Annotated in this window: 24 protein-coding genes; 10 read left to right on the plus strand and 14 right to left on the minus strand. The window is 37.5% G+C overall.

The window, feature by feature from the left end:
- Positions 1–13: 13 nt before the first annotated feature.
- Together map and J2Z40_RS12215 are read right to left on the minus strand one after the other, a co-directional pair.
- A complete protein-coding gene (gene map, locus J2Z40_RS12210) occupies positions 14–754 on the minus strand; it encodes a type I methionyl aminopeptidase (RefSeq protein ID WP_066391547.1) in 741 nt (246 codons plus the stop codon).
- 219 nt (positions 755–973) lie between these two features.
- The gene (locus tag J2Z40_RS12215) at positions 974–1,174 is read right to left on the minus strand and encodes a cold-shock protein (RefSeq protein WP_066391544.1); all 201 of its coding nucleotides are present in this window, start codon (positions 1,172–1,174) and stop codon (positions 974–976) included.
- A gap of 446 nt (positions 1,175–1,620) precedes the next feature.
- Between J2Z40_RS12215 and yunB the strand changes: the two genes are divergently transcribed.
- Both yunB and J2Z40_RS12225 read left to right on the plus strand, forming a co-directional pair.
- Entirely contained in the window at positions 1,621–2,382 is a 762-nt protein-coding gene (gene yunB / locus J2Z40_RS12220) for a sporulation protein YunB (protein WP_066391541.1), read from the plus strand.
- Positions 2,383–2,554: 172 nt separating this feature from the next.
- Positions 2,555–3,016 carry an SRPBCC family protein gene (locus J2Z40_RS12225; RefSeq protein ID WP_066391540.1) on the plus strand — a complete coding sequence of 154 codons (462 nt, stop codon included), beginning with the start codon at positions 2,555–2,557 and terminating at the stop codon, positions 3,014–3,016.
- Positions 3,017–3,272: 256 nt separating this feature from the next.
- Here J2Z40_RS12225 and J2Z40_RS12230 read toward each other — a convergent pair whose 3' ends face one another.
- Complete coding sequence (locus tag J2Z40_RS12230; RefSeq protein ID WP_066391536.1) at positions 3,273–3,803, minus strand: ribonuclease H-like YkuK family protein; 531 nt, start codon at positions 3,801–3,803, stop codon at positions 3,273–3,275.
- Between the two features lie 165 nt (positions 3,804–3,968).
- Between J2Z40_RS12230 and J2Z40_RS12235 the strand changes: the two genes are divergently transcribed.
- The 5 genes from J2Z40_RS12235 (at position 3,969) to J2Z40_RS12255 (ending at position 8,146) form a co-directional block, all read left to right on the plus strand.
- A complete protein-coding gene (locus J2Z40_RS12235) occupies positions 3,969–4,700 on the plus strand; it encodes a DsbA family oxidoreductase (RefSeq protein WP_066399075.1) in 732 nt (243 codons plus the stop codon).
- Between the two features lie 227 nt (positions 4,701–4,927).
- Positions 4,928–5,452 (plus strand): cupredoxin domain-containing protein, encoded by a 525-nt coding sequence (locus tag J2Z40_RS12240; RefSeq protein ID WP_066391535.1) that lies wholly within the window; start codon positions 4,928–4,930, stop codon positions 5,450–5,452.
- A gap of 20 nt (positions 5,453–5,472) precedes the next feature.
- Positions 5,473–6,954, plus strand: a complete 1,482-nt coding sequence (locus J2Z40_RS12245; RefSeq protein ID WP_157087785.1) for a cbb3-type cytochrome c oxidase subunit I — start codon at positions 5,473–5,475, stop codon at positions 6,952–6,954.
- Positions 6,935–7,567: an SCO family protein gene (locus J2Z40_RS12250; RefSeq protein WP_066391534.1), complete on the plus strand. Its 633-nt coding sequence runs from the start codon at positions 6,935–6,937 to the stop codon at positions 7,565–7,567. Before J2Z40_RS12245 ends, J2Z40_RS12250 begins: the two co-directional genes overlap by 20 nt.
- Positions 7,568–7,570: 3 nt before the next feature.
- Positions 7,571–8,146, plus strand: a complete 576-nt coding sequence (locus tag J2Z40_RS12255) for a hypothetical protein (RefSeq protein WP_066391533.1) — start codon at positions 7,571–7,573, stop codon at positions 8,144–8,146.
- Positions 8,147–8,163: 17 nt separating this feature from the next.
- On the opposite strand, the gene J2Z40_RS12260 is transcribed toward J2Z40_RS12255, so the two are convergent.
- The 4 genes from J2Z40_RS12260 to J2Z40_RS12275 all read right to left on the minus strand — a co-directional run bounded on the left by J2Z40_RS12260 (position 8,164) and on the right by J2Z40_RS12275 (position 11,486).
- A complete protein-coding gene (locus tag J2Z40_RS12260; RefSeq protein WP_066391532.1) occupies positions 8,164–9,438 on the minus strand; it encodes an MFS transporter in 1,275 nt (424 codons plus the stop codon).
- Positions 9,439–9,909 (minus strand): ArsR/SmtB family transcription factor, encoded by a 471-nt coding sequence (locus tag J2Z40_RS12265; protein ID WP_245350081.1) that lies wholly within the window; start codon positions 9,907–9,909, stop codon positions 9,439–9,441.
- Positions 9,910–10,069: 160 nt separating this feature from the next.
- Positions 10,070–10,972: a hypothetical protein gene (locus J2Z40_RS12270; protein ID WP_066391531.1), complete on the minus strand. Its 903-nt coding sequence runs from the start codon at positions 10,970–10,972 to the stop codon at positions 10,070–10,072.
- Positions 10,956–11,486 carry an RNA polymerase sigma factor gene (locus J2Z40_RS12275; RefSeq protein ID WP_245350082.1) on the minus strand — a complete coding sequence of 177 codons (531 nt, stop codon included), beginning with the start codon at positions 11,484–11,486 and terminating at the stop codon, positions 10,956–10,958. Before J2Z40_RS12275 ends, J2Z40_RS12270 begins: the two co-directional genes overlap by 17 nt.
- A 183-nt stretch (positions 11,487–11,669) precedes the next feature.
- Between J2Z40_RS12275 and J2Z40_RS12280 the strand changes: the two genes are divergently transcribed.
- Positions 11,670–13,346: a hypothetical protein gene (locus tag J2Z40_RS12280; RefSeq protein WP_066391530.1), complete on the plus strand. Its 1,677-nt coding sequence runs from the start codon at positions 11,670–11,672 to the stop codon at positions 13,344–13,346.
- A gap of 53 nt (positions 13,347–13,399) precedes the next feature.
- On the opposite strand, the gene gltC is transcribed toward J2Z40_RS12280, so the two are convergent.
- On the minus strand, positions 13,400–14,305 hold the full coding sequence (gltC, locus tag J2Z40_RS12285; protein WP_066391528.1) for a glutamate biosynthesis transcriptional regulator GltC: 906 nt from the start codon (positions 14,303–14,305) through the stop codon (positions 13,400–13,402).
- Between the two features lie 221 nt (positions 14,306–14,526).
- Here gltC and gdhA point away from each other — a divergent pair, with 221 nt between their 5' ends.
- A complete protein-coding gene (gene gdhA / locus J2Z40_RS12290) occupies positions 14,527–15,909 on the plus strand; it encodes an NADP-specific glutamate dehydrogenase (RefSeq protein WP_066391526.1) in 1,383 nt (460 codons plus the stop codon).
- 490 nt (positions 15,910–16,399) lie between these two features.
- Here gdhA and J2Z40_RS12295 read toward each other — a convergent pair whose 3' ends face one another.
- Positions 16,400–17,596: a class I SAM-dependent rRNA methyltransferase gene (locus J2Z40_RS12295; protein WP_066399068.1), complete on the minus strand. Its 1,197-nt coding sequence runs from the start codon at positions 17,594–17,596 to the stop codon at positions 16,400–16,402.
- A 343-nt stretch (positions 17,597–17,939) separates the two neighbouring features.
- Here J2Z40_RS12295 and putP point away from each other — a divergent pair, with 343 nt between their 5' ends.
- On the plus strand, positions 17,940–19,418 hold the full coding sequence (gene putP, locus J2Z40_RS12300) for a sodium/proline symporter PutP (RefSeq protein WP_066391523.1): 1,479 nt from the start codon (positions 17,940–17,942) through the stop codon (positions 19,416–19,418).
- Positions 19,419–19,657: 239 nt separating this feature from the next.
- On the opposite strand, the gene J2Z40_RS12305 is transcribed toward putP, so the two are convergent.
- From J2Z40_RS12305 to J2Z40_RS12325, 5 genes are all read right to left on the minus strand, one after another.
- Complete coding sequence (locus J2Z40_RS12305) at positions 19,658–20,521, minus strand: foldase protein PrsA (protein ID WP_066391522.1); 864 nt, start codon at positions 20,519–20,521, stop codon at positions 19,658–19,660.
- A gap of 20 nt (positions 20,522–20,541) precedes the next feature.
- Positions 20,542–21,750: a S1C family serine protease gene (locus J2Z40_RS12310; RefSeq protein WP_066391521.1), complete on the minus strand. Its 1,209-nt coding sequence runs from the start codon at positions 21,748–21,750 to the stop codon at positions 20,542–20,544.
- A 161-nt stretch (positions 21,751–21,911) separates the two neighbouring features.
- On the minus strand, positions 21,912–22,676 hold the full coding sequence (locus tag J2Z40_RS12315; RefSeq protein WP_066391520.1) for a MerR family transcriptional regulator: 765 nt from the start codon (positions 22,674–22,676) through the stop codon (positions 21,912–21,914).
- A gap of 159 nt (positions 22,677–22,835) precedes the next feature.
- Positions 22,836–24,245 (minus strand): ATP-binding protein, encoded by a 1,410-nt coding sequence (locus J2Z40_RS12320; protein WP_066391519.1) that lies wholly within the window; start codon positions 24,243–24,245, stop codon positions 22,836–22,838.
- Positions 24,229–24,909, minus strand: a complete 681-nt coding sequence (locus J2Z40_RS12325; RefSeq protein WP_066391518.1) for a response regulator transcription factor — start codon at positions 24,907–24,909, stop codon at positions 24,229–24,231. The genes J2Z40_RS12320 and J2Z40_RS12325 overlap by 17 nt, the downstream gene beginning before the upstream one ends.
- Positions 24,910–25,197: the final 288 nt, after the last annotated feature.

Here is a 25,197-nt window from a genome sequence, read left to right on the forward strand (position 1 = left end):
AATGCTCTTTCCATTAACGAGTTAATACGATTGGTTCACCCTTTGTTACAATTAACGTATGTTCACATTGGGCAACATAGCTTTTATCACGTGTAACAAAAGTCCAGCCATCATCAAGCTCGATCACTTCTTCTGCCCCTGTTGAAATAAATGGTTCAAATGCAAGAACCATCCCATCCTTTAACAGCTGCGAATCCCAAGGTTCAAAGTAATTTAAAATATGGTCTGGCTTTTCATGCAGAGACTTCCCTATCCCATGTCCAGTCAGGTTTTTAATTACGGTATAGCCATGCTCATTTGCCGTTCTATTCACTACTTTTCCAATTGCACTTAGCTTAGAGCCAGCTTTTATCTTTTTTAGTCCCTCTTCAAATGCTTTCTTAGCTGTTTCACAAAGATCTGAAAGCTTCTCATCATTGCCGACAACGATGGAAAGACCAGTATCAGCAAAATAACCATTCTTTGAGCCTGACACATCAATATTGACAAGGTCTCCTTCTTGAATGACCCTTTTTCCAGGAATGCCGTGGGCTACCTCTTCATTCACACTTATACATGTAAATCCCGGGAAATCATACTCTCCCTTTGGACCAGATATTGCTCCATGCTTTTCAAAAAGTTCGCCAGCATAGTCATCAAGTTCCTTAGTCGTCACTCCGGGCTTTGTCATTGCAATTAATTCATCCCTTATAAGCGCAACTATTTTCCCAATCTCTTTTAGGCCATTTAAATCTTCTTCTGTTTTCACAATCATTTTTATTTCCTACCTTTTACTTTATATTGTCTCTTCTATTATATTCTAATTCTTATTCAGCTGAACTTAAAGATGTTCAATAATTTTCAAACCTAAGTGGAAGCATCTCTTTTTCCTGAATCATAAATTGTGTTGGTCATTTATATTTTAACAAACTTTCGTTAATTAATGAAAAAAAAAAACAGACCCTAAATGGATCTAGAGTCTGCTTTATCTTTATTATTGTTTAACAACGTTAGCTGCTTGAGGTCCTCTTGCGCCCTCTTCAATATCAAAAGTTACGTCTTGACCTTCATCAAGTGATTTAAATCCATCTCCTTGAATAGCTGAGAAATGAACGAATACATCTTGTCCTTCTGATGTTTCGATGAATCCAAATCCCTTTTCTGCATTAAACCATTTCACTTTACCTGTTGCCATTTGTACTTCCTCCTTGTGTATGTAACACATATTGTTTTTTTATATTCTTGCTCAGGTGATATTGATGCATATAATCCGAACAAAAATAATTCTCTAGATAATACCAAATATAGGAAGGGAATGCAAATAGCTCTCCTCAAATCTCCACAAAAAAGAACAAAAAGCTCATGTTTATTTTCGAATTATGAACATATATTTGTACAAAGACCTCTTTGGACAATGACATTTTGTTCATGTACAAGAACAAAAGCGCAAGCGCCTTGATCACCCCCGACAAGCACAAGACGAGCCTCACGGAAAGGTGTCCTTTACCTTTCTGGGAGGATTGGCTTGTGACCTCGAGGGGGTAGGCGCTGGAGCTGGACGCGGACTTGTCGCAAAGTTATCCAACAACAATTAAATTTATAATTCCCTATACAACAATGAAACAGGAGGGTGCTATTTTCATGAAAAAAATGAAAGGAAGACGGAGACGACCGCTCAAAGGTCCCCTGCCATTCAAATATGTTTTATTAATCTCATTTATCATTTTTAATCTATTAACAGTTGGCAGTTTAATTATTATTAATAAAAATCTTGAGCCAACTCTAATCGGAATTGCTGAATCAAGAGCTCGGCAATTTGCAGCTCAAGCAATTAATGATGCCATTGATAAGAATATCTCGGAAAGCATTGATATTAATGAATTAATTGTGAAACATGAAAATGCTGGAGAGCCAAGCTATAGCTTTAATCCAAAAGTGTATAACAAAGCTATATCCGAGTCACAAAAAAGAGTACAGACATATTTAAACTTAGTTGAGGCTGGTGAAGTGGATCAATTAGAAAATTTTAAAAATAATATTAAAATTGAAATTGATGAAACAAAAAATGAAACAGGAATCATTTACTATATTCCGATTGGAATGGCTACGAAAATGACCTTACTTTCCAATCTTGGGCCAAAAATACCCGTTAGATTAGAAATTATTGGCGATGTCACATCAGATGTTGAAGCAAGAATCGCTGAATCTGGAATTAACAATACATTTCTAGAAGTCTACATTAATGTGAAAGTTCATATGAATGTAATTATCCCACTAGTCGAAAGCCCGATAGAGGTTTCTAATCAAGTAAGAATTGGCGATTTATTTCATCCTGGGAAAGTTCCACAATATTTTAATGGCTCAGGTGAAGGGATACCAGCTGTCATCCCTCCTCCACAATAAGAAAAGAATCGCAGGATCATAGCTCTTTATGAATCTGTACATCTACGCATTTAGCACAACTTTTCTTCTAGATTGCTTAAGATAAGTCAGATCATTCCGCATACTTTCTTCCTTTTTAGAATAGATTTTCTTGGAGAGTCTTTTCAGAAATCAGTAAAAGGAGCGGGAAAGTATGCCAAGTTTTAGTCATCAAATGGAAGTGAATGTACCTATTCGTGCTGTATGGGCATTTGTAAGCAATATTGATCATTGGGCACCACTTGTACCTGGCTATATAGAGCATCAATTGATTAGCGAAAAGGAATCCACTTGGTGTTTCAAAAGTGATATTGGATTCATGAAGAAAAAAATTGAATTGAAGGTTGATATTACTAGCTGGCAAGAGCCTTCAAAGGTAACTTTCAATTTAACAGGTTTAAATGAAAAATTCACGGGGAACGGATATTTCACCGTCGAGCCTACAGGAAAAAAGAGGAATCTCATGACAGGCTATCTCAATATTAAAGCTGAAGGCATGATGGCTAAAATGGCCAATGCGGTTTTAAATGCTTCCCTTCCTGATATTACAGCTGAGCTGACCGAAGCTGTAACTGCGAAAATTGAAGAGGCTTATCATATGCATTCCTCTAAATAATACAAGAACAAAAGCGCTGGCGCCTAAGGTCTCGCCATACAATCTGGAAGGACCGTCCCTTTCGATAAAGGAAACACAGTTTGCGTTAGCGAACCGATGTTAACGTAATCGATGTGGAGCGGTACTGAAGTTTGATAGGCGATGGAGCTGGACATAAACTACTCATAAAGTTATACACAACGTGCGATTTTATAGTACGCTAAACAATAGAAAAAAACTCCAACTAATTGGAGTTTTTTTCATGCTCTTTTCACACTTATTTCGTATATCGATTTGCGTAACTTGAGGCTACAAATGCTTCAGGCTTAATCTTCGGCTCTACACCAATGGATTCCATTCTTGTTACCATCTCGTTTACAAACTCCCTCGTTCGGTTTCTTTTTCCAGACCCAATGTCTAAATGACCTTCCATCGTAAACGTTGCTCCTTGATAAATAAAGGGAAGCACAAGATTAATCATTTCATTTTTTCTTTCAACCGTAAACAATGAAACTACCTCTTCGGTTAATGAAGTTTCATAGGAAATCCGCTCATGTAAATGAAGCATTTTTCGTGGGATGACTTTTTTTCGAATACATGCCCATGCACCCTTCCCTGCATTTTGAATCACAACCCCCGTAATAAAAATCGTTCGATCACAATGGACTTGTGAATCGGTTCCGACCATTAGTCGGTAATTTCCTCGAGGATCCCGATTCATGAACTTCAATATTCGATTAAACACCTGTTCAAAAGTTAAAGATTGTTCTTGAAGATTTTGAAATGAATGCTTTTGATTTGTCACCATTATAAAACCTCCTGGTACAATTAGTATATTGAGCAACAGCGAGCATATTGTTCATTTTTTTCACTTTCATGAAAAAAAAGCAGTTTCAATCGTGAGCAATTATCAATGATTTTGGAAATGGTTATGCTACTATTAAAGGAAGAAAAATTAGAAAGTGGTGTTCAAATGAAAATAGAAATATGGTCCGATTTTGTTTGTCCATTTTGCTATATTGGGAAGAGAAGATTAGAAATAGCTCTTGAGCAATTTCCACATAGAGATCAAGTTGAAATTGAATTTAAAAGCTTTGAACTGGATCCAAATGCACCAACATACAATGGTAAAAATATTCACGAAGCACTTGCAGCAAAATATGGGATGAGCATCGAACAGGCGAAGAAAACGAATGAAGGAGTCGGGCAGCATGCTGCTAGTGTCGGACTAACATTTAACTTTGAAGACATGAAGCCGACAAACACTTTTGATGCACACCGTTTAGCAAAGTTTGCAAAAGCAAGTGGCAAAGAAGCAGAACTTACCGAAAAGCTGCTTTACGCTTATTTTACAGAATCAAAGGAATTGAGTGATCAATCGACCTTGGCAACTATCGCAGAAGAGGTGGGCTTAGATCGTCAAGAAGCATTAACGATTCTTCAGGACAAATCGGCATTTGCCAATGATGTACGGATCGATGAGGGCATTGCCCAGCAATATGGCATTAGTGGCGTACCGTATTTTATTATTAATCAAAAATACGCCATTTCAGGTGCTCAGCCTCCCGAGACCTTTGCCAACGCATTGCAAAAGGTATGGGAAGAAGAAACAGCTGCACCCCCTAAATTCCAAGACCTATCCACAGAAGATGCAGAAGATACTAGCTGTGTAGATGGAAACTGTACAGTACCAGATAAAAAATAATAGTAAACACAAACGCAGATCATTTTATGGTCTGCGTTTTTTTGTATGATTAAGCGAACATTTCACTGTTATTAAGGTTAGTACTATACAAAATAAAATAAATTAAATTTGTATTTTCTGTGACTCCTGTCACGATTAATTGTGTCTATTTTATGTATTCTATTGTAGGAAATAAACTCAGGCGTAGTGCTTAAGTAGTAAAAGAATGAATATAGGGGGTATTTGGGATGATTCAAACAGTAGCGTGGATGGTTAGCTTATTTTTCATGCTCGTAATTACAGTCGTTTTTGCCTTTGTAGCTTTGAAATCAAAAGAAAAGCAAGACTATGAGCCAATTAAGAAGAAATGGTATAAGGCTCGAACATTTTACGGAGTGACATTAGTCGTATTATTTCTTGTGATTACAATTTATACACTTCGTGAATTGCCATATAACCAACCCGTTTATAGCGCTGGTAATGACCCAACAATCGTTGATGTGGAAGCGCTTCAATTTGGCTGGAATATTAGCGATACTGAATTTAAAGTGGGAGAACCGATTGAATTCCACGTGACAAGTGCAGATGTAACTCATGGTTTTGGTATTTATGATGAAGAGTTGAATTTAATTGCACAAACTCAAGCGATGCCAGAGTATACAAATAAAGTTTTTATCACTTTTGATAAGCCTGGTACATATGAAATTCTATGTTTAGAATATTGTGGATTAGCCCACCATTTAATGATTGGCACAATCGAAGTAACGGAATAACATGCTGGAGGTGTAAATAGATGAACACAACTATTAATAATAAAGAAATTACATCCAATAATGGTCTTATTGCCACTTATTTAATCGTTGGTGGTGTCATTATTGGGATTATGATGATTTTTGGGATATTAATGCTTTTAGCTCAAGGTGGAGTTTTAGATTTTTCTCCTGCTGCATTCTATCAGTTCTTAACCATACATGGCACAGGGATGGTTGGTGCAGCCGCTCTAGCAGCTGCAGGCGTCATGTGGTATTTCTTATCTCATTACGTTGAGTTATCAAAAAAGGTATTCAAGATTAATTTATTGTTATCGATCATTGGCGTAGTCATGGTTATTATCGGCGTATTTTCCTTTAAATATGCAAGCGCTTGGACATTCCTCTATCCATTGCCAGCGTTATCAGGCGGTGCATGGGGAACGACTGGAGCTTTATTATATTTAATCGGAATGCTTATTCTCGGTGTAGGATTCTTACTGCTATACATCGATACAGGAAGAGCCATTATTAAGAAACACGGAAGTCTTGGAAAAGGTTTAGGATGGGATGTTATCTCTGGAAAAAGAGCAGAAAAAGATGCTCCATCTCCAACAGTCGTTGCTAGCACAATGGTAACAATTGTAAATACTACTGCTTTAACTGCTGGTGCGATCGTTTTAATTATGAATATTATTAACGTCATTAACCCAGCATTTACATTTGACCCACTATTAGCGAAAAACTTAACATTTGCTTTCGGTCATATATTCGCTAACTCGATTATTTACATGGGTGTAATTGTTGTCTATGAAATTTTGCCAAGATATACGAATCGCCCGTGGAAGTCTAATCGACCATTCTTAATTGCATGGACAATGTCTACTGCATTTACATTAGTGATTTATACGCACCATATGCTAATGGACTCTGTTATGCCAAAATGGATGTTAATCATGGGACAAGTATTATCCTATGCAAATGGTTTACCTGTATTAGTCGTAACGGCTTACGGTGCTCTAATGATCGTTTATAAGTCTGGTATTAAGTGGGATATGGCATCTGGTTTAGCCTTCATGTCTATGTTTGGCTGGGTTGTCGGCGTTGTTCCAGCCATTGTTGATGCAACAATTGTTGTTAACCATGTGATGCATAATACGAAATGGGTTCCTGGACATTTCCATATGTACATGGGTCTAGGTGCAGCCGTCATGCTTTTCAGTTTCATTTATTATCTGTCAAAAGTAGATAGTGATTTAAAACCGAACGGATTAGATAAATTTGGATTTGTAATTTATGCACTTGGTATGATTAGTGTAAGTGTAGGTTTCTTAATTTCTGGTGCACTTAGTACACCTAGAAGATGGGCCACTCATTTCCCAGAATGGATGGCACCTGCAGTATTTGGAGCAATTGGTGGTGTGTTAGCTGTCCTAGCACTCACAATTTTTATCATCCATTTTATTCGTTACGTACAAGTAAGGGGTAAAACAGGAAGCGATATGAATGAAAAGAAATTGGCGTAATCTAACAGCGACGATTTTGACTGTTATTTTAGGCTGTGTGCTCTTTTATGTTGGTACAGATGGGTTCAGGGCCTATACAGCAGAAAGTGCCCGGACCTATAAATTATTAAAAGAAAAACCTGAGTTTCCAAATGTTACCTTAGAAGATAGCAAAGGACGTGTCTATTCATTTTCTGAGTTAAAGGGCAAAAATATCATGCTTACCTTTATTTACACAGCTTGTTCAGATGTATGTCCGAAGCTAGAAATGAATTTAGCAGAGGTTTATCAGCAAATACCTGCTACCTATATTGGAAAGGATCTTCTCTTTTTAAGTATAAGCTTTGATCCTGCTCGCGATGATGTTGAGACATTAGAAAAATACCGAAAGGCCTTTGGAAGTGATGGCGATACGTGGAGAATGGCACGAATAGCTGACCAAAATGAACTGAATGAGTTACTGGAGGAATTTGGGGTCATTGTTATTCCAGATGGAGAAGGTGGCTTCACCCACAATTCGGCCTTTTATTTAGTTAATAAAAAGGGCTACTTAGAAGAAGTTATGGATTTTACTAAAATTGATGAAGCAGTGAATACTGTGATCAATTTACTTGAGAATGAAGTGGAGGAATAAGGAATGAAACAAGCGATACTTGGCATCATTTTGTATGGTATCTTATGTATCCCTCCACTTACAAACTATATGGAGTCCATTATGATCGTTCACATGCTCATTCAGCTCCCATTACTTATTCTAGTTGGCTGGCTCATCGGTAAACCAATCCTAAGAAAGTTTCAGCACTTTTTCGCTAATTGGAATACAAATGGAGTTCCAGGCATTATCCTATTTATCTTTATTACGATGTATTGGATGCTCCCACGTGCAATTGACGAGGCAGTGAGCGAGTGGTACATTGAATTATTTAAATTTATCGGTCTTCCGATCATTGGCCTATGTATTCGTGATAGCTGGAGCAAGATACAAACATTAGGAAGAAGCTTCATTTTTTTAAACTATTTACCAATGTTCGGGTTAATGGCTTGGCTTTATATTGATTCTCCCATTCAAATTTGCAATAACTATCTCGAATCACAGCAAAAAGTATTAGGGTGGGGATTTTTAGTTATCACTATTTGGATGGTACTTTACGTCATTCAAGCTGTTTTCACTGACCAATCCGATCATAATACTAAAAAATCGACAGGTACCTAGGTCCTGTCGATTTTTCTTTATACATCTACCGTAACTGCTTGTGGTTTATCGACTGTTCTTAAATGTTGGACGAGTATTTTCCGTTTAATATGATAATGGACTAGGATAATAATACTTGCCCCACTGATCGTCAATATAATCCAAACAGGCATCTTTTCTAGTAAAAACCCAAAAACAATATAGCCTAATGGTGCCATCGCACTTGCCCCTGTCTCAACCAAAGACATCACTCTTCCTCGATACTCATCTGGTGTATTTTTTTGTAGAAGGACCATGATTGGCATATTCACAATCATAATGGATGATGAAAGGAGCAGCACCATGACAATTAAATAAGGAAAGAATACGAGATTCGAAATAGCCATCATCCCTGGAAAATTAGGCAGTCCAAGCAAGATTAGGACGGTAGACATTACAAGTAAACCACCGAATATACTAATATCTTTTCGCTTGATTTCAGGACGCGTAGACAGAATGATTGCCATGATCATCATTCCCACTGAAAAGCTCCCTTCAATAATCCCTAGCTGAACGGACTCCATCTTCCTTATCGTAAGAATTAAATAAGGCATAGCAACTGGAAAGACAGCAAACCAAAAGTTCAGAAAAACACTTAGAAAAATTAAATTTTTAATGAAAGTTTGTTGTTTTACATAAGTAAAGCCTACTTTTAAATCGGTAAGAATAGAGCTATCTGTTTCTCTTTCTTTTTTCTCAGCAAATAAATCATATTGAATGAATACACTTGCCAATCCTGAAATGGTAAACGCAATAATATTAATAATCATAAATGTTGTAATCGGAAAGAATCCAAAGAACACTCCGCCAAGAACGGGTCCTAGAATCGTAGATAGTGAGGCTGCTGCTTGATTTAATGACATGGCCTTTTGTATAAAGTCAGGTCCTACCATATTATAAATCGATGATGTAACTGCTGCAGAGTAAAATGTGTTGAGGATACTTAGAACGGCTGTTGCACAATATAAAACCCAAATTTCCGAAAAGCCAAAGGTAAAGACAACAAATATAATGATCAGCCATATCGCACAGGCAAAATCCGATATAATAATAATCTTCTTTCGGTTCCAGCGATCACTCAGTGCACCAGCAACAGGTGCTAGCAAAATCCGAGGCAAGACACTTAAAATGAGTGTAATGGCAAAGTTTAAACTGGATCCTGTCTCTGCCAGAATATATAACCCAATGGCAAATCCATAAATGGATGATCCGAGAACGGCAGTCATCTTTCCTAAAAGGAAAAGACCTATATTCCTTTTTATCGCAATTGGCATCTATTCTTCCTCCTCCGGTACAATTTCAAACTGACATTCAATTTGGTAAGGGGTACGTGGAATATCTTCTTTCACTGTTTTCTTATAATATTTTAATAGCAGTGCATCAAAATCTGCTTCAAAATCCTTTAATTCATCATCTGACAAGGATAGACAACTTCTCCTTGAGTGCTTTTTCATTCCTTGGTCAGGTGAATTCTCATCCTTCAAACGAAAATGGGTTGCTTTTGACCGATAGTACTTTTCAATAATTCCTTTGTTTTCCTTTGTTTCTTCTATCTCTAAAAATCCACCGTTGAATAGCTGCTGAATATGGTAGTGAATACTCCCTGCTGTTCTCCCCATTTCATCTGCTACCTGCTTTGCTGTCATTGATTTTTCATCTAATAAATAAATGATTTTTGACCTTAAAGGACTAGAAATAAGTTTCTGTTGTTCTAAATTAATATCCATATATTTTTGATTTCTCATCTTGTCCAATCACCCTTCTGAAAATTTTATTCATCCTAGTTTTATTATACATTCTAATTTTCTAGAACGAAACAAAAAATTATGATAATTCGATAAAATCCAAACGAAGCTGAATCATAATAAAAAGCTGACCCGTAAAGAATCAGCTGACATACACATACTATTCCTCTCTATTTGGGTAACCAAGCTCATAAATAATTTCATTTCCATGCCATGTAATACTAACTTCTTGATTGCCATCCAAAGAAATAAAGGTATGTCTTCCTCCATTTGAAGCAACTTTTTTCCAAAGCCCTGTTGCCTCTATTGCTTCTATATAGGATGAATATGCCTTATTCGAATAGGCTAACCCATGATAAATTTCCTTATATAAAGTAATTGAATAGGGCGTCAAGCCTGTTGGAAACAGCATCGTTCCATATCCATGGTTCACATACAGCTGATGATTGTGAATATATGGCTTCTTGTCATTAAATTTAATGGTGGACATTGCATGAAAGATTTCTGCATATTCAAGCTTCGGATAATCGAAGGTAAAATATATCCATTTCTCATCATTAGGAATGAAAAAATGATATCTTAATGCTGTATCCATCATTTTTACATGCTCAATATACATCGTGATAGGATACGGGAAATTCTCTAGCTCCTTTTCTACAAACATTGGCGATTGTGTTGTGATCGATTCCATTTCCTCCCCTGACACTTCCTTGATTGTCCCGACAGGCATATCTTGTTTTTCTTTATATATTTCAAGACTATCTTCTGCTTGTTCTGTATAGATATTTTCGATTTCCCAACTAAACTGCCTATAATCAATGGTTGGATGTTCTGCATTTTGCTCCCCTGTATTTTGAAAAATGAAACCAAGGAAGCTGCCACAGATGAGAATTATTAAACAAGCTGTTGCAATGCCTTGCCAATGGAAAAAACGTTCAGGCTTCTTGTTAATTATCTCTGATTGCATCGATTGCCAAACTCTCTGCCTAATCTGCTCCTTTTCCTGTGACGTGGACTTAACTTGTTGAAGCTGCTTCCACTGATCATCATCGTGTTTGCTCACCTTTTCCACCTCCTTCATCCACTTGATTCATTTTTCTTAATAAAAGAACAGCTCTTGATAATGTCTTTCGAACCTTTGTTTCAGACCATTCTAAGACTTCAGCTATTTCTTTAATTGAACATTCTTCAACCTTCCTTAGGATGATGACAATCCGATAATTCGGTTTTAACAATTGAATATGATTCACTAGTTGCTGGATCGCCTCTTTATTTTCTATCAACTGCTCTACATTAAAGGTCGACAGAAACTCCTTTTCAATTGGCACTAGCTTCCTCCGCTTTCGTTTTCGAATTTCATCCAATACTACATGCTTCGCAATGCTAAAAAGCCATGTTTTTACACTTGAGCGTTGATCGAATCGATCCATTGCCGTATAAGCTCGAACAAATGTATCATGAACGAAATCCTCACAAAGCTGGCGATCACCGAACATATACAGTATGAATCGATAAATATCATCATAATAGGAATCGTACCATTCCATCACCATTTCCCTTTTCCCATTCGTATTCAAGCCTGCTCACCTACTTTTCTCCTTCATACCTATCTGTCGTACATCAACGATATTTGTGACAGTTTATATTTTTATTATATAAAAAAATCACTAGGCAACGGGCTCTTAGTCAGCTATGTTTCTGAAACCTTTCTAGAATACCGTCCGTATATAAGGAAAGGTTAATTTTAAAGGAGAGATTCGATGGGAAATATAATTTTATTTTCACTTATTGTGGGGTTAGCTTCAGCACTCGTGCTTATTCCCTTCACAAATAATAAAAGCAAGGAGGAAAAGAAACAACCAAAGACTGGGATCCTACTAGCTGCGATTATCCTATTAATTGTTATCGTTTTTTCCGTCTATTACTTTACAAATCTTGATCGGAACATAACTTCATTATGGATGATTGCTGTAATCATTACAGCCTTAGGTGCATTGTTCTCTGCTGGTAAAGAAAGAATCATTAAAGCCTGTCTTTTTTTAGCAAGCCTTGCTGGCGCTGCCTTCATTCTTCTTGCTTTTCTTTTTAATGCAGATGAAAAATATGAAATAGCTAAGATGGATGTAAAAACTGAAATTGAAACATTTGATGAAAACGAAACACCAGCTAGTGTTCCCCCTAAATTTGCCCGCAATAAAATGAAGAAAGCATTCGGGCAAGTACCAAATACAAGCTATTATGAGCTTGGTAATTTACAAATTCAGAAGGTAAATGGGGAATATGTGTATATTGCACCTGTAGAGTTTTCCGGCTTTTTCAAATGGATAAATGGCGATGAAACACCTGGTTACTTTACAATTAGTGCAACCGATTCTTCAGCTAATCCAAAATTTATAAAAGCAGGAATGGAGTATACGCCTTCCTCCTACTTTAGTAAAAATATTGAACGGCATATAAGAATGCAATATCCACAGTATATTTTCCATGGGGATGTACAATTAGAAATTGATGATGAAGGAAAACCACATTATATTCGTTCGTATGGAGAATTTGTTACTGCACGAAATGGGTTCGATGTGAAAGGGATTGTGATTGTTGATCCGAAAAATGGCCAAACAAAAAATTATAAATTAGCAGATGTACCTGCGTTCATTGATGGTGCAGTATCGCCTGAAGTGGTGAGCCTGCAAAATAGCTATTTTGGCAACTATATCCACGGTTTCTGGAATAGTAAATTCGGGAAGAAAGATGTGAAGCTTCCTTCTGATGAAGGAACAGAAGCAAATGTGAGCCCCATCTTTGATGAAAATGGAGAAATGTTCTATTTTACAGATTTCACTAGTCCTAAAGAAGGCGTGGACTCTATGCTCGGCTATTCCCTAACAAACTCACGAACAGGTGAGGCTACTTATTATACAGGAAATCTCGAGGAATCGTATATGGATTCACAAGGTGCACTGCAAATAATTGAGAAGAAATTTATCGAGAAAAAATGGGATGGAGAAATGCCTGTCCTTTACAATTTCTATGGAGAAGCCAGCTGGTTAACACCTGTATTAGATGCGAATGGCTTCCTTCAAAATTACTTTATTGTTTCTGCAGCAAACCCAGAAATCTCTTCTTATGGATCTACACCTAATGAAGCACTGAAGCTTTATAAAACTGCCTTACAACGCGGTGGCGGCACAGTGGATGGCAGTTCGAAGGCAGATGAAAAGAAAATAAGTGGGACAGTTGTAAGGGTATATAAAGAAAGAGTCGGTGATTTCACAATCATTACTTTCTTATTAAATAACAAGCAAAGCTATATCATTTCTTCAGAAAGCAGTCCGATGGCCATCTACTTGCAGGAGGGCGATCAAGTGAATATTACCTATTTAGATACTGGTGAAGGCTTCTTGCCTGCAAAGGAAGTAGTCATCGAAGGACTAAATTAAGGAACAAAAACACGATGGAGCTGTCAGCAGCTATCATCGTGTTTTTTTGATCCTTACTTCTGAAAGCTGCCGAGTCGATCAAAGAAGTCATTTATAAAGGTGTGAAAGAGCTTAGCTGTTGGCAGCATTTCTCTTTCTGTCGGGATGATCACCCCAACCGTCCTTGTCACTTCTGGATCAGTAATCGGGATTTTAACCGTTTGCCTAGGTAAGCTATCAATCAATGTAATTTCAGGAATGAGCGTGATCCCAAGACCAGCTGAAACTAAGCCTTTGATGGCATCAATATCCTCCCCTTCAAATGATATCGTTGGCTGAAAGCCTAATTGCTGGCAAGCATTTAAAATGATCTCTCTCAAAATATAGCCGCGTGGAAACAGAACAAAGGAGTCATCTCTTAGCTCGCTTAATTTTAATGCCTTCTTATCTGCGAATTTATGTTTATTGGGCAACAAAGCAACCATTTTTTCGGTAAATAAAATATTTCCTTGCACCTTTTTTACCTCTTTTGGCACAGGGCCTAACAATGCCATATCTATATCACCCTTAATAACTCCATCAATTAATGAATGATAGGAGCCTTGATGCAGCTGAAACTTCACTCCTGGATGCTGACTGCGAAAGGCAGAAATAACTGTTGGCAATGTATAGGCGGCCAAACTACTTGGAAAGCCGATCCGAATCGTTCCCTTCTCCGGATCTAAATATTCTTCCACCTCTCTCTGTGCATTATCTATTACAGTCATCGCTTCTTCCATATGTCTTAGAAATATTTTGCCAATCGGTGTTAATCGTACATTTCTTCCCTCTCGGATAAATAAATCCACACCAAGCTCCATTTCTAGATTAACTATTTGCCTGCTGACAGCGGATTGTGCAACATGCATGGCAGCGGCAGCATCTGTAACATGCTCACGCTTAGCTACTTCCATGAAATAGTGTATTTGTCTTAACTCCAACTCTCCACCTCACCAATTCATCTAATTAAAGCATTAATATTATCTATTTTTCATATTGTTTAGATTATTTTTTCATTATAAAATTTCCTTATGGGAAAATCCATTCATTTTAATAAATATAGTACACATTAGAAAAGCTCCGAGTGCCTTAAAACCGATCATATTACAAAGAGGCAAAGATGTGTATCTTTCGTAATGTTAAAAAGGAGGCTTAGGTGAATATGCACACAATGGAAGAAATCAAAAATAACGAAACACAGGCTGCCTTAGACTATGTTACTAACATATTTGAGGTAGTTAAATCCCGTAATCCTCACGAATATGAATTTCACCAGGCTGTTGAAGAAATATTCGATTCACTTATCCCTGTATTCTCCAAAAAACCTCATTATATGAAGCATGGAATATTAGAAAGATTAGTAGAGCCTGAGCGAATGATTACATTCCGTGTCCCTTGGACAGATGATAAAGGGAATGTCCAAGTCAATCGAGGTTTCAGAGTACAGTACAATAGTGCGATCGGGCCATATAAGGGCGGGATTCGTTTTCATCCTACCGTCAATGCGAGCATAATTAAATTTCTAGGTTTTGAACAAATTCTTAAAAACTCATTGACAGGACAGCCGATAGGAGGCGGAAAAGGCGGAGCAGATTTTGATCCAAAGCATAAATCTGATGGAGAAATCATGCGCTTCACCCAAAGCTTTATGACTGAGCTATGCAAATATATTGGTCCAGATATTGATGTGCCAGCAGGTGATATCGGTGTCGGTGCCAGAGAAATTGGGTATATGTTTGGCCAGTATAAGCGAATTCGTGGGGCATATGAGGCAGGAGTACTTACAGGCAAAGGAATTGGCTATGGAGGAAGTCTCGCACGAACGGAAGCAACAGGTTATGGAACGATTTATTTTGTTGAAGAAATGTTAAAGGATAAAGGACTAAGCTTTAAAGGTAGCACAGTGATTGTTTCAGGATCTGGGAATGTATCGATCTATGCAATGGAAAAGGCCATTCAGTTAGGTGCAAAAGTAGTCGCTTGCAGTGATTCCAATGGATATATTTTTGATGAAAATGGGATTTGTTTAGAAACCGTGAAACAGCTAAAAGAAGTAGAAGAAAAACGAATAGCTGAATATATCAATATCCACCCATATGCTCAATATGTTGAAGGCTGTGAGGGAATATGGTCCATTCCATGTGATATTGCCTTGCCATGTGCAACTCAAAATGAGCTGAACGAATGCGCTGCAACGATCCTTGTTGCAAATGGGGTAAAAGCCATCGGTGAAGGTGCCAACATGCCTTCTACATTAGCAGCCATTGATATTTTCCTAAAAAATAATATCCTCTTCGCTCCTGCAAAGGCGGCAAATGCAGGCGGAGTATCTGTTTCCTCATTAGAAATGGCCCAAAATAGCGCCAGACTTTCCTGGCCTTTCGAAAAGGTGGACAAAAAACTCCAAGTCATCATGAAAAATATATACAAAAATAGCGTAAAGGCCGCAGAAGAATACGGCTATCCGGGAAACCTCGTCCTCGGTGCCAATATTGCCGGCTTCATTCGTGTAGCTGATGCGATGATTGTTCAAGGAATTGTATAAGCAAAAGGAACATTAAGAAGGAAGCGAATTAAACCCGCTTGCTTCTTTTTATTGTGATAACAAGGATGATTTAGTTTTCTATCAAAAGTTACAACAGATTTAGCATAGGCTTTAATAGTGGGCAAAAACTAGTTCCACTCTATATCTAAAACAGTGAAAATTGTATAATCATTTTCAAGGATAAAGAAGATAAGTTGCTGATGTTCTTATCTAGGATCAAGAAGGTCCGCACTGATCGGTTGGGGATCTGGTTAAGCACCAAAGCTGATCAATAGACGGAAATATTCCGCTTATTTCGTAATTATTAATAAAAAAAGCAGAAATAAGCGGAGAAATTCCGCCTATTGACTAAGAAAACACAAAAATGAGCACTTTTTTATTGAATAAGCGGAAAAAATCCGCTTATTTCTCCCAAAACGAGCTTTATTCTATATTTAACCGGAAAATTTCCGCTTATTTTACTTTTGCTCGTTACTCGATTTCTCAATTCTTAAGGTCGTTTTTGAATAATTACGACCTTCAAATAATTTCCCTCTTTAAATTCTTTGATTGTTTTAAAATCCTCCGGAAGACTATATTCCTCTAGAATTTTATATTTTTCTCCCCTCTCATTGAATGCCTTTTCTATAAATCCTTTAAACCTAGCCATGTTAAACGTGCTGCAATTTGAAGAGGCCACGATGATTCCATTTTTTTCAGTTAATTGAATGGCTTGTTCTAGGAGAACTGGGTAATCTTTGCCTGCACTAAATGTATGTTTTTTCGAACGTGCGAAGCTTGGTGGATCAAGGATAACCATATCAAATAATAAGTTCTTCCTGACTGCATATTTAAAATAATTGAATACATCATCGACAATAATTGCTTGGGATTCATAATCAATTCCATTTACACTAAATTGTTCAATCGTTTTGCTTTTGCTTCGATTGGCCAAATCTACGCTTGTTGTTTTTATTGCACCACCTAATGCTGCCGCAACCGAGAAAGCCCCCGTATATGAAAAAGTATTCAATACCGTTTTCCCTGACGCATATTTATTACGAATCGTCTTTCGAACATTTCTTTGATCCAAGAAGATTCCCGTCATCGCACCATCATTTAAATAAATCGCATATTGTATCCCATTCTCCTTCACAATTAACGGAAATTGGGCTTCCTCCCCGATAACAAAATCATCTCCCTCAATATAAGTTCCCTTCACATCAAAGCGCTTCTTCTCATATATTCCCTGCCAATCTGCAACATTCGTTAAAGCAGCGACAATTTCATTTTTGAATTTGTAAATTCCTTTGCTATACCAAGTGAGTAGTAAATAGCCTGCATAATAATCAATTGTCAAACCGCCAATTCCGTCCCCTTCACCATTAAAAATACGGAATGCTGTTGTTTCTGCATCATCAAAAAGGGACTTGCGATAATTAATAGCTCCATTAAATCTTTCTTCAAAAAATAGCTGATTAATTACTTCCTGTTGATTTCTACTTAATACCCAGCCTCTTCCCTTGTTCTGCTTGCCATAATACCCTTTAGCAAGAAAGCGATTGTTTTCATCAAGAAGATCGATTATTACGCCTTCTTCTATATCATTTGCAATCGGCTCAATAGCTCCCTCTGCTATAAGCGGATATCCTGCTTGAATGCTTTTTATATGTTTTGATTTCACCTTTACTTTAATCACTTTATTCATTTGTTCACCCATTACCTTTTTTATTATTTATCATGTCATACCCATCTTATCAATAAAAGTGTTATGAGTAAAAAACTCGAAAAGGTCGTTATTTCACAATACTTTTACCCTTATCATTTTGAACTCAAATCCCCCAAAAATCTGTCATTATTTTTCAAGCTCTATATAAAGATCCTACATAATTAACCAATCTTATTCAATAATGAATATATTAATATAAATAGTTTCATGTTAAACTTATTAAAATTATGTATTTTTATAAATTTTCTCGTATTCTTCGACAAATACCGTTAGAATATTTAGAGAACTAGTAATTATTATTTCTTTATAAGGGGAGATGCACATGTCAGATTCAGTTCTACAAATAATATCGATTGGTATTTACATGGTTGCTATGTTAATCATAGGCTGGTATGCATACCGGAAAACAAGTAATCTAACTGATTACATGCTAGGCGGACGCTCACTTGGTCCAGCAGTTACTGCATTGAGCGCAGGAGCAGCAGATATGAGTGGCTGGTTATTAATGGGATTGCCAGGCGGAATTTATGTAAGTGGATTAGCAGACGCTTGGATTGCCATCGGATTAACACTTGGTGCCTATGCAAACTGGTTTTTTGTCGCACCACGTTTACGTAGCTATACACAAGTTGCAAACAACTCAATTACAATACCTGGCTATTTAGAAAATCGTTTCAAAGATTCAACGAAACTATTAAGAATCGTATCTGCCATTGTTATTTTAGTATTCTTTACTTTTTATGTCTCATCAGGTATGGTTTCTGGTGCTGTTTTCTTTGAAAGCTCATTTGGTGTTAACTATCATCTTGGCCTTCTAATTGTATCTGGTGTTGTTGTCGCTTACACATTATTTGGTGGTTTTTTAGCGGTTAGTTATACAGATTTCGTTCAAGGATTAATGATGTTAATCGCTTTAATTCTCGTTCCAACACTTGCTCTTTCACATACAGGCGGATTCAGCGGAACATTTGAAACAATTCGAGCAATTGATCCTACACTATTAGATTTCTTTAAAGGAACAACGACTTTAGGCATCATTTCTGCTTTGGCATGGGGACTCGGCTATTTTGGTCAGCCGCATATTATCGTTCGCTTCATGGCTATCACAACAGTTAAAGAAACAAAGAGTGCTCGTCGTATCGGGATGAGCTGGATGATTTTCTCGCTACTAGGTGCAGTAGCTATGGCTTTAATCGGATTAGCCTTTTTCCACCAGAATACGCAATATACATTAGATAATCCGGAGGCCGTCTTCCTAGTATTAGGACAAATCGTATTCCATCCATTATTCGCAGGATTCTTATTAGCTGCAGTACTTGCTGCTATTATGAGCACCGTTTCTTCACAGCTCATTGTTACTTCAAGTGCCTTAACAGAGGATTTATACAAAACATTATTTAAGAAAAGCGCCTCTGATAAAGAACTTGTCTTCTTTGGTAGAATGGCCGTTTTAGCTGTTTCAATTGTTGCTGCGTTATTAGCATTAGAACAAGATAATACGATCCTTAGCCTTGTTGCATACGCATGGGCAGGATTTGGTGCTTCATTTGGACCTGTTATTCTTCTAAGCTTATTCTGGAAGAAGATGACAAATTGGGGAGCACTTATCGGGATGATTGCTGGTGCAATTACAGTTATAATATGGAAACAGGCTGGACTTGGAGATACATTATATGAAATTGTTCCAGGTTTTGCAATCAATTTAATTCTCTCCATTGTTATTAGCTTAATTACGTACCGCCCTAATCCAACGATTGATAAAGAATTTGACGAAAGTGTTCGTTTATTGAAAAGTGAGTAATAAAAAGAAGCAATCCTCCTTATTATAAGGAGGATTTTTTCTATAAACCTAGTTGGATTGAATATGTTTATCGTTTAAAACGAGGAGCAAAGATAAATACGACAGCTAAGAGGAGGATGCTTACATTCTTCCGAAGAAAATTGCAATCGATCTTGAAAATCTCAACTTTTCAGCAATGTTCAGCCTTTTAGAGGATATTTTATCTGCCATCATTGGTTTGCCTCCTTTATGCAGTTTTCTTAACTCTTTAGATCGTTCTTAATCTCATACTCTTCGAACTTTTCATCAAGCCAAGTTGCATACTCCGTTTCTAGCTTAGAATCAAATAAAGTTTCTTTTATTTCTTGCTTCACCTCTTCGTATACCGCTTCCTTTGCTTCTTTCTTTTCCACTACCTTAATAATGTGGTATCCATAGTCCGTCTTGACGGGAGCACTAATTTCTCCGATCTCTAAAGTAAATGCAGCCTCTTCAAATGTTTGAACCATTTCACCACGCCCGAAAAAGCCAAGATCCCCACCTGTTTCACTATTGGATACATCTGTTGAATATTCCGAAGCCAGCTTACCGAAATCCTCTCCGGCTTCAAGCTTTTTACGAACTTCCTTTGCCGTCTCCTCATCCTCAACCAGGATATGACTTGCCTGTATTTGCTCGGCTTGTGCATAGCTGTCTTTATTTTCTTCAAAATAGGCTAGCAGTTCGTCATCAGTAATCTTAATTCTTGGTTCTATTAGTTTTTTTGTTGCGACATAGTTTTCAATATTTTTTTCAATTGTGGACATCTCGACCCCGTTGTTGGCAAGTATTTCCTGAAACGCCTCTTCTCCGCCATATGATTCCATATATGCGTTCATTTCTTCCTCAAGCTCAGCTTTGCTCACTTCAACCTTTTCCTTTTTCATTTCTTGTTTAATCATTTTTTCGGTAATTAATGTCTCTAACACCTCAGATCCATATTGTGAAACGAGAAGCTCATGTAATTCGTCCTCACTAATTTTCTCTCCATTCACACTAGCTACATTCTTTCCTTGCATGAAAGTGGCAGTCATTACAAGACCGATCACCAAAACCATTCCGATCATCCAATAAAGTTTCTTCATCTTTTCTCCTTTTTTCACTGTTATTTTGTCGCTTGATTACTCGTTAATACCACTTCAACTGTCTTTCGTTCACCTTGCCTGTAAAATTCGATTGCCACCTTGTCACCAATCGAAAATTCTGCGTATAAATATTTACGTAAATCTGTCGTATCAGCTATTTCATTGCCTCCTATAGAAATAAGGATGTCCTCTACTTGGAGGCCAGCTTTTGCTGCTGACGAATTAGGGTCAATGCTTGTAACCATTGCTCCTTTTGTCACTTCACCCGAAATCCTTTGTAAATAAAACGGAGGGATCTCTTCCAAACTCGCTAGACTCACACCTAGGTAAGGACGAATGACTTGTCCATTTTCAATTAATGCATCAATAATCGCTTGCACCTCATTGCTTGGAATCGCAAACCCTAACCCTTCTACACCGCTTTCAGAAATCTTTAAGCTATTAATTCCGATTAATTCTCCTGACGTATTGATCAGGGCACCTCCACTGTTGCCAGGATTAATGGCGGCATCTGTCTGAATAACCTCCAAGTCCCATTCACCAGCAGACGTGGAAACCGCAATTGTTCGATCGATGGCACTGACAATTCCTTGTGTCACTGTTCTTGATAAATCAAGCCCAAGTGGATTTCCAATTGCTAGTACTTGATCTCCCGCCCTTAGCTGGGAAGAATCTCCAAATGTTAAGGTTTCCACATCCACATCACCTGCAATTTTTAATACGGCAATATCTGTTAATGGATCTGTGCCAATTAATTCAGCCTTTGCCTTTTCACCATCATGAAGGGATACTTCAATTTCATTCGCCCCTTCAATTACGTGGTTATTCGTAACAATATACGCCCCATCAGCTGTTTTCTTAAAAATCACACCTGACCCTGTTCCACTTTCAACTGCCTCATTTGATTGATTAAATCGGTTCGTTTGCTGCTGTTTATTTACAATCCCTACAATCGCTTTTGATGCCTGCTCGATCGTATCGGCTAAGTTATTTGCAGGAGCAGATACTTGCTGCACATTTAATTCCGAAGCTGCTTCTCCATTTTCTTGGGCAACAATTGCACTTTGGACCTCCTCGTTCCCATTTGGGATAAATTGCATAGTTGTCAATGTAAAAGCCGATCCAATCACACCAGCTACAATTGTCGAAATTACGCCTTTTAATTTTGACTGCTTCTCTTGCTTCACTTCTATATGATCTCCCTCATTCAATGGATCTTTCTCATACATGGCTAGCCCTTCTTTCGTTTATATATTTATTCCTTCATTCAACATTTTGTCTGCCTTACAACCATACTTTAACCAGTGAATGTGTCAGGAAGATGTCAAGGGAGATTTACCTATAAAAAAAACGACTGGGAAACTCAACCCAATCGTTTTTTTGAATTCTATTATTTTTGCATACCTATATAAATGTAAATCGCATCTCTTAAAAATTCTGCCGTTCCTGGCTTTGCCTTATCATAATAGGCTGTGAACCTTTCGTCATCGACATACATTTGGGCCAGCCCAGCATGTGCTTCCTTGCTATATTCTTTCCAATAGTAGCATAGCCATTGCTTGTGCAGGTCTGCTGCTTTCTGAGCAATATCACTTGCAGGATCACCTGCTGCAAAAGCTTCAGCTAACGTTTCATGAAGTTGTTTATCTATGCTCGTTACTTTTTCAAAGTCTTCCTCTGACATATTCAAAACTTTGGCATTTGACTGATTAACGGCATCCTCGCCATATTTTTCACGAATTTCTTTTCCATATTTCTTCTCATTTTCTTCGACCATTTTTTTCTTGAAGCCTTCAAACTTTTCTTTATCCGACATGTTCATTCTCCCTTCTGTTAAGGCAATTGTTTTATCTACATTTGCAATAAGTAAATCTAATTGTTCTTTTTTTTCTAAGAGTTTCTTGCGATGCTCCCTCAGTGCCTTAGCTCCATCAAAAGAAGGCGCTGTTACAATATTTTTAATACTTTCTAAATCCACACCTAATTCCCTGTAAAACAAAATTTGCTGCAAACGGTCGACTTCCGCTTGCCCGTATATCTGATACCCTGATGAATTAATTCTTGCCGGCTTAAGAATATCTATTTCATCATAATACCGAAGTGTTCTGGCGCTTACGCCCGCTAATTGAGCTAGCTTCTGCACTGTATATTCCATTCGCTCACCTCCATAAATTAACGATACACCTTAACGCAACGTGAAGGTCAATCACTTTTTTCATATTTTTATAAATGCCTTTGAAAATTATTTACTAACAAAAAAAGCGCCTCTCAATGATTGTGAAAAGAGAGGCACTTTAGTATGATTCGTTTTTATTTACTTCGGAAGTGTGATCCGAAAGGTTGTTCCAGCTGCTGTACTCTCTGTCAGGACAAGGTCTCCTCCAATTGACTGAGCAATCATTTTGCTAAATGGCAAACCAAGTCCTAACCCTCTCACTTTATATTTTTTTCCTTCCCCTCTAAAAAAACGCTCAAAAATAAGGTCTTGTTCTTCTAAAGGAATGCCGCTGCCTGTATCTGTAATATCAATTATCACTTGATTGGAGTTTTCCGCTAAAATGACGTCAATTTTGCCTGTTCCTTCAATCGCATGCTTTGCATTATTAAGAAGGTTTGATAGGATTTGCTGAAGTCTCATAGGATCAACATGGACAATCCTGCTTTCCTTAAGTGGAGTAACTGTCATCACAATCGATTCGTCCTCCTGAACGATTTCCCATTGATGGATAAAATCCAACAATAGCTTTTTAATTTCATGTGTTTCCATCGTAACTGGGATGGCATTCGCAGCAAATGAATTAAAGGCTAATAAATCCTCTACCATTATTTTCATTTTTGATGTTTCATTTAATGATAGCTTTAGGAATTCCTTTGCATCCTCCCCTGTAACGACATTATCATTTAATGCCTGAAGGAGTCCGCTAATCGATGTCACTGGCGTTTTTAATTCATGTGTAACACCTGCTAATAACTCTGTACGAAGGGACTCCAATTTTTGCAAACGATTGGACATTTCCTTAAATGACTGAACAAGCTCATATACTTCTAGTTCTTTCATATCATCTGGCAAATCAATATTATAATCGCCTGCTTGCACTTGTTTCGCCGCTCTTGCTACATCTTTAATCGGATTTGCAAGCCTGCGTGATAGATAATAGATGGCAGCCCAGCCTAGAAGCGCAAGACTTATAATCATAATCGCTAACTGACGATATTCTTGATTGACCCGTGTAAGATTCTCTTCTAATTCTATGATGACGACCCAGCCAAGTGAGAAGTTCTGTGTGTCAATCGGAGCCTTTACTACATAAAAATTACGTCCATCCTCCTCAAATGTTAGCTTCTGGACATTCTTTTCATTACTCAATATTTCACGTGGGAACTGCCGAAACATCCTGTCAGTTGGACGATTACTCGAAAGGATCGTACCGATCGTATCCACAATATAAATTGATGGATCACTTTCGATATTCATAAAACGCCCTCGATTGGTCAGTAGACCTGACACCTCTCTGTTTGGTCTTCCCTCACTTATATCAACAAATCGATTAGCGATTTCTTCTGCCATTAGCTTCGTCATATCTAGCCGATTTTCAAGTGTTGTATGTCGGATCCACAAAGCAGAGATGATTGCGATTACAACAAGTCCGATACAAAGCGTAACTAAATATCGACTCGTCCAATAACGAAGCAATGAAATTCGTTTTTTATTTTTTATAAACACAAAATTGATACCCCAATCCTCGAAGAGTCTTAATCTCACCTTCAACTACTGGCCATGCTTTCAGCGATTTTCTTAATCGTTTGATCGCTAAATCCACTGCTCGGTCACTGCCCTCATATTCCCAGCCCCACACATTGTCGATCAGCTGATCTCTTGTAAAGGTTTGATTTGGATTTTCTGCTAAGAACAGAAGCAATGATAAATCACGTGGGGTCAGTTCTATTTCCTGCTCACCTATTTTCACTCGATGGGATTTTATATCGATTTCCAATTGACCGTATTTCTTCGAAGAACTTTCTGTTGTCTTTGACCGTCTTAGAACAGCTTTCACTCTCGCCACAACTTCATCCGCAATAAAGGGTTTAGAAATATAATCATCCGCCCCATCGTTTAATCCAGTTAAGCGATATTGAACATCACCTAAAGCTGTAAGCATGATGACTGGACAATCACTTCTTTCACGGATTTCTTTTAATACCGTCCACCCATCCTTGCCTGGAAGCATGACATCCAGTAATACAAGTTCAGGCATATGTTCATTAAATTGATTGATCGCTTCTATTCCGTTAAATGCCTGTATCGTCTGAAAATTCGCCTTCTGTAGATAGACCTTTAACACTTGACTAATTGGAACTTCATCTTCAACAATTAAGACAGTAATCATCATTTCATCTCCTAACAAAGGGAAAGCCCGTCTACGATAGTATGATAAACCTTCTATTTAGTTATTGTCTATTGAATCTAGCTTTTATTATAAAAATTTATTAAGTCAAGATGATGTCAATCTTAGATAAGTGCAAATCAAAACCACCAGTGTGAACTGGTGGTTTGCTCTGCGGCTGAAAGCCTCTCTTACTGGCCTTGGCCTTAAAGGCCCACTGAAAGGGTTTCCCTTTTGCACCACATTCTCTCACCAATTCTAAAGAATTCCGTTATTTCTTCTTATTTTTTT

This window comes from Cytobacillus eiseniae, from assembly GCF_017874625.1.
Taxonomy (GTDB): Bacteria; Bacillota; Bacilli; order Bacillales; family Cytobacillaceae; genus Cytobacillus; species Cytobacillus eiseniae.

Coding starts and splice junctions, on each gene's coding strand:
- map (WP_066391547.1), bottom strand. CDS start 754: ATGATTGTGAAAACAGAAGAAGATTTAAATGGCCTAAAAGAGATTGGG.
- J2Z40_RS12215 (WP_066391544.1), bottom strand. CDS start 1,174: ATGGCAACAGGTAAAGTGAAATGGTTTAATGCAGAAAAGGGATTTGGA.
- yunB (WP_066391541.1), top strand. CDS start 1,621: ATGAAAAAAATGAAAGGAAGACGGAGACGACCGCTCAAAGGTCCCCTG.
- J2Z40_RS12225 (WP_066391540.1), top strand. CDS start 2,555: ATGCCAAGTTTTAGTCATCAAATGGAAGTGAATGTACCTATTCGTGCT.
- J2Z40_RS12230 (WP_066391536.1), bottom strand. CDS start 3,803: ATGGTGACAAATCAAAAGCATTCATTTCAAAATCTTCAAGAACAATCT.
- J2Z40_RS12235 (WP_066399075.1), top strand. CDS start 3,969: ATGAAAATAGAAATATGGTCCGATTTTGTTTGTCCATTTTGCTATATT.
- J2Z40_RS12240 (WP_066391535.1), top strand. CDS start 4,928: ATGATTCAAACAGTAGCGTGGATGGTTAGCTTATTTTTCATGCTCGTA.
- J2Z40_RS12245 (WP_157087785.1), top strand. CDS start 5,473: ATGAACACAACTATTAATAATAAAGAAATTACATCCAATAATGGTCTT.
- J2Z40_RS12250 (WP_066391534.1), top strand. CDS start 6,935: ATGAAAAGAAATTGGCGTAATCTAACAGCGACGATTTTGACTGTTATT.
- J2Z40_RS12255 (WP_066391533.1), top strand. CDS start 7,571: ATGAAACAAGCGATACTTGGCATCATTTTGTATGGTATCTTATGTATC.
- J2Z40_RS12260 (WP_066391532.1), bottom strand. CDS start 9,438: ATGCCAATTGCGATAAAAAGGAATATAGGTCTTTTCCTTTTAGGAAAG.
- J2Z40_RS12265 (WP_245350081.1), bottom strand. CDS start 9,909: ATGAGAAATCAAAAATATATGGATATTAATTTAGAACAACAGAAACTT.
- J2Z40_RS12280 (WP_066391530.1), top strand. CDS start 11,670: ATGGGAAATATAATTTTATTTTCACTTATTGTGGGGTTAGCTTCAGCA.
- gdhA (WP_066391526.1), top strand. CDS start 14,527: ATGCACACAATGGAAGAAATCAAAAATAACGAAACACAGGCTGCCTTA.
- J2Z40_RS12295 (WP_066399068.1), bottom strand. CDS start 17,596: ATGAATAAAGTGATTAAAGTAAAGGTGAAATCAAAACATATAAAAAGC.
- putP (WP_066391523.1), top strand. CDS start 17,940: ATGTCAGATTCAGTTCTACAAATAATATCGATTGGTATTTACATGGTT.
- J2Z40_RS12305 (WP_066391522.1), bottom strand. CDS start 20,521: ATGAAGAAACTTTATTGGATGATCGGAATGGTTTTGGTGATCGGTCTT.
- J2Z40_RS12310 (WP_066391521.1), bottom strand. CDS start 21,750: ATGTATGAGAAAGATCCATTGAATGAGGGAGATCATATAGAAGTGAAG.
- J2Z40_RS12315 (WP_066391520.1), bottom strand. CDS start 22,676: ATGGAATATACAGTGCAGAAGCTAGCTCAATTAGCGGGCGTAAGCGCC.
- J2Z40_RS12325 (WP_066391518.1), bottom strand. CDS start 24,909: ATGATTACTGTCTTAATTGTTGAAGATGAAGTTCCAATTAGTCAAGTG.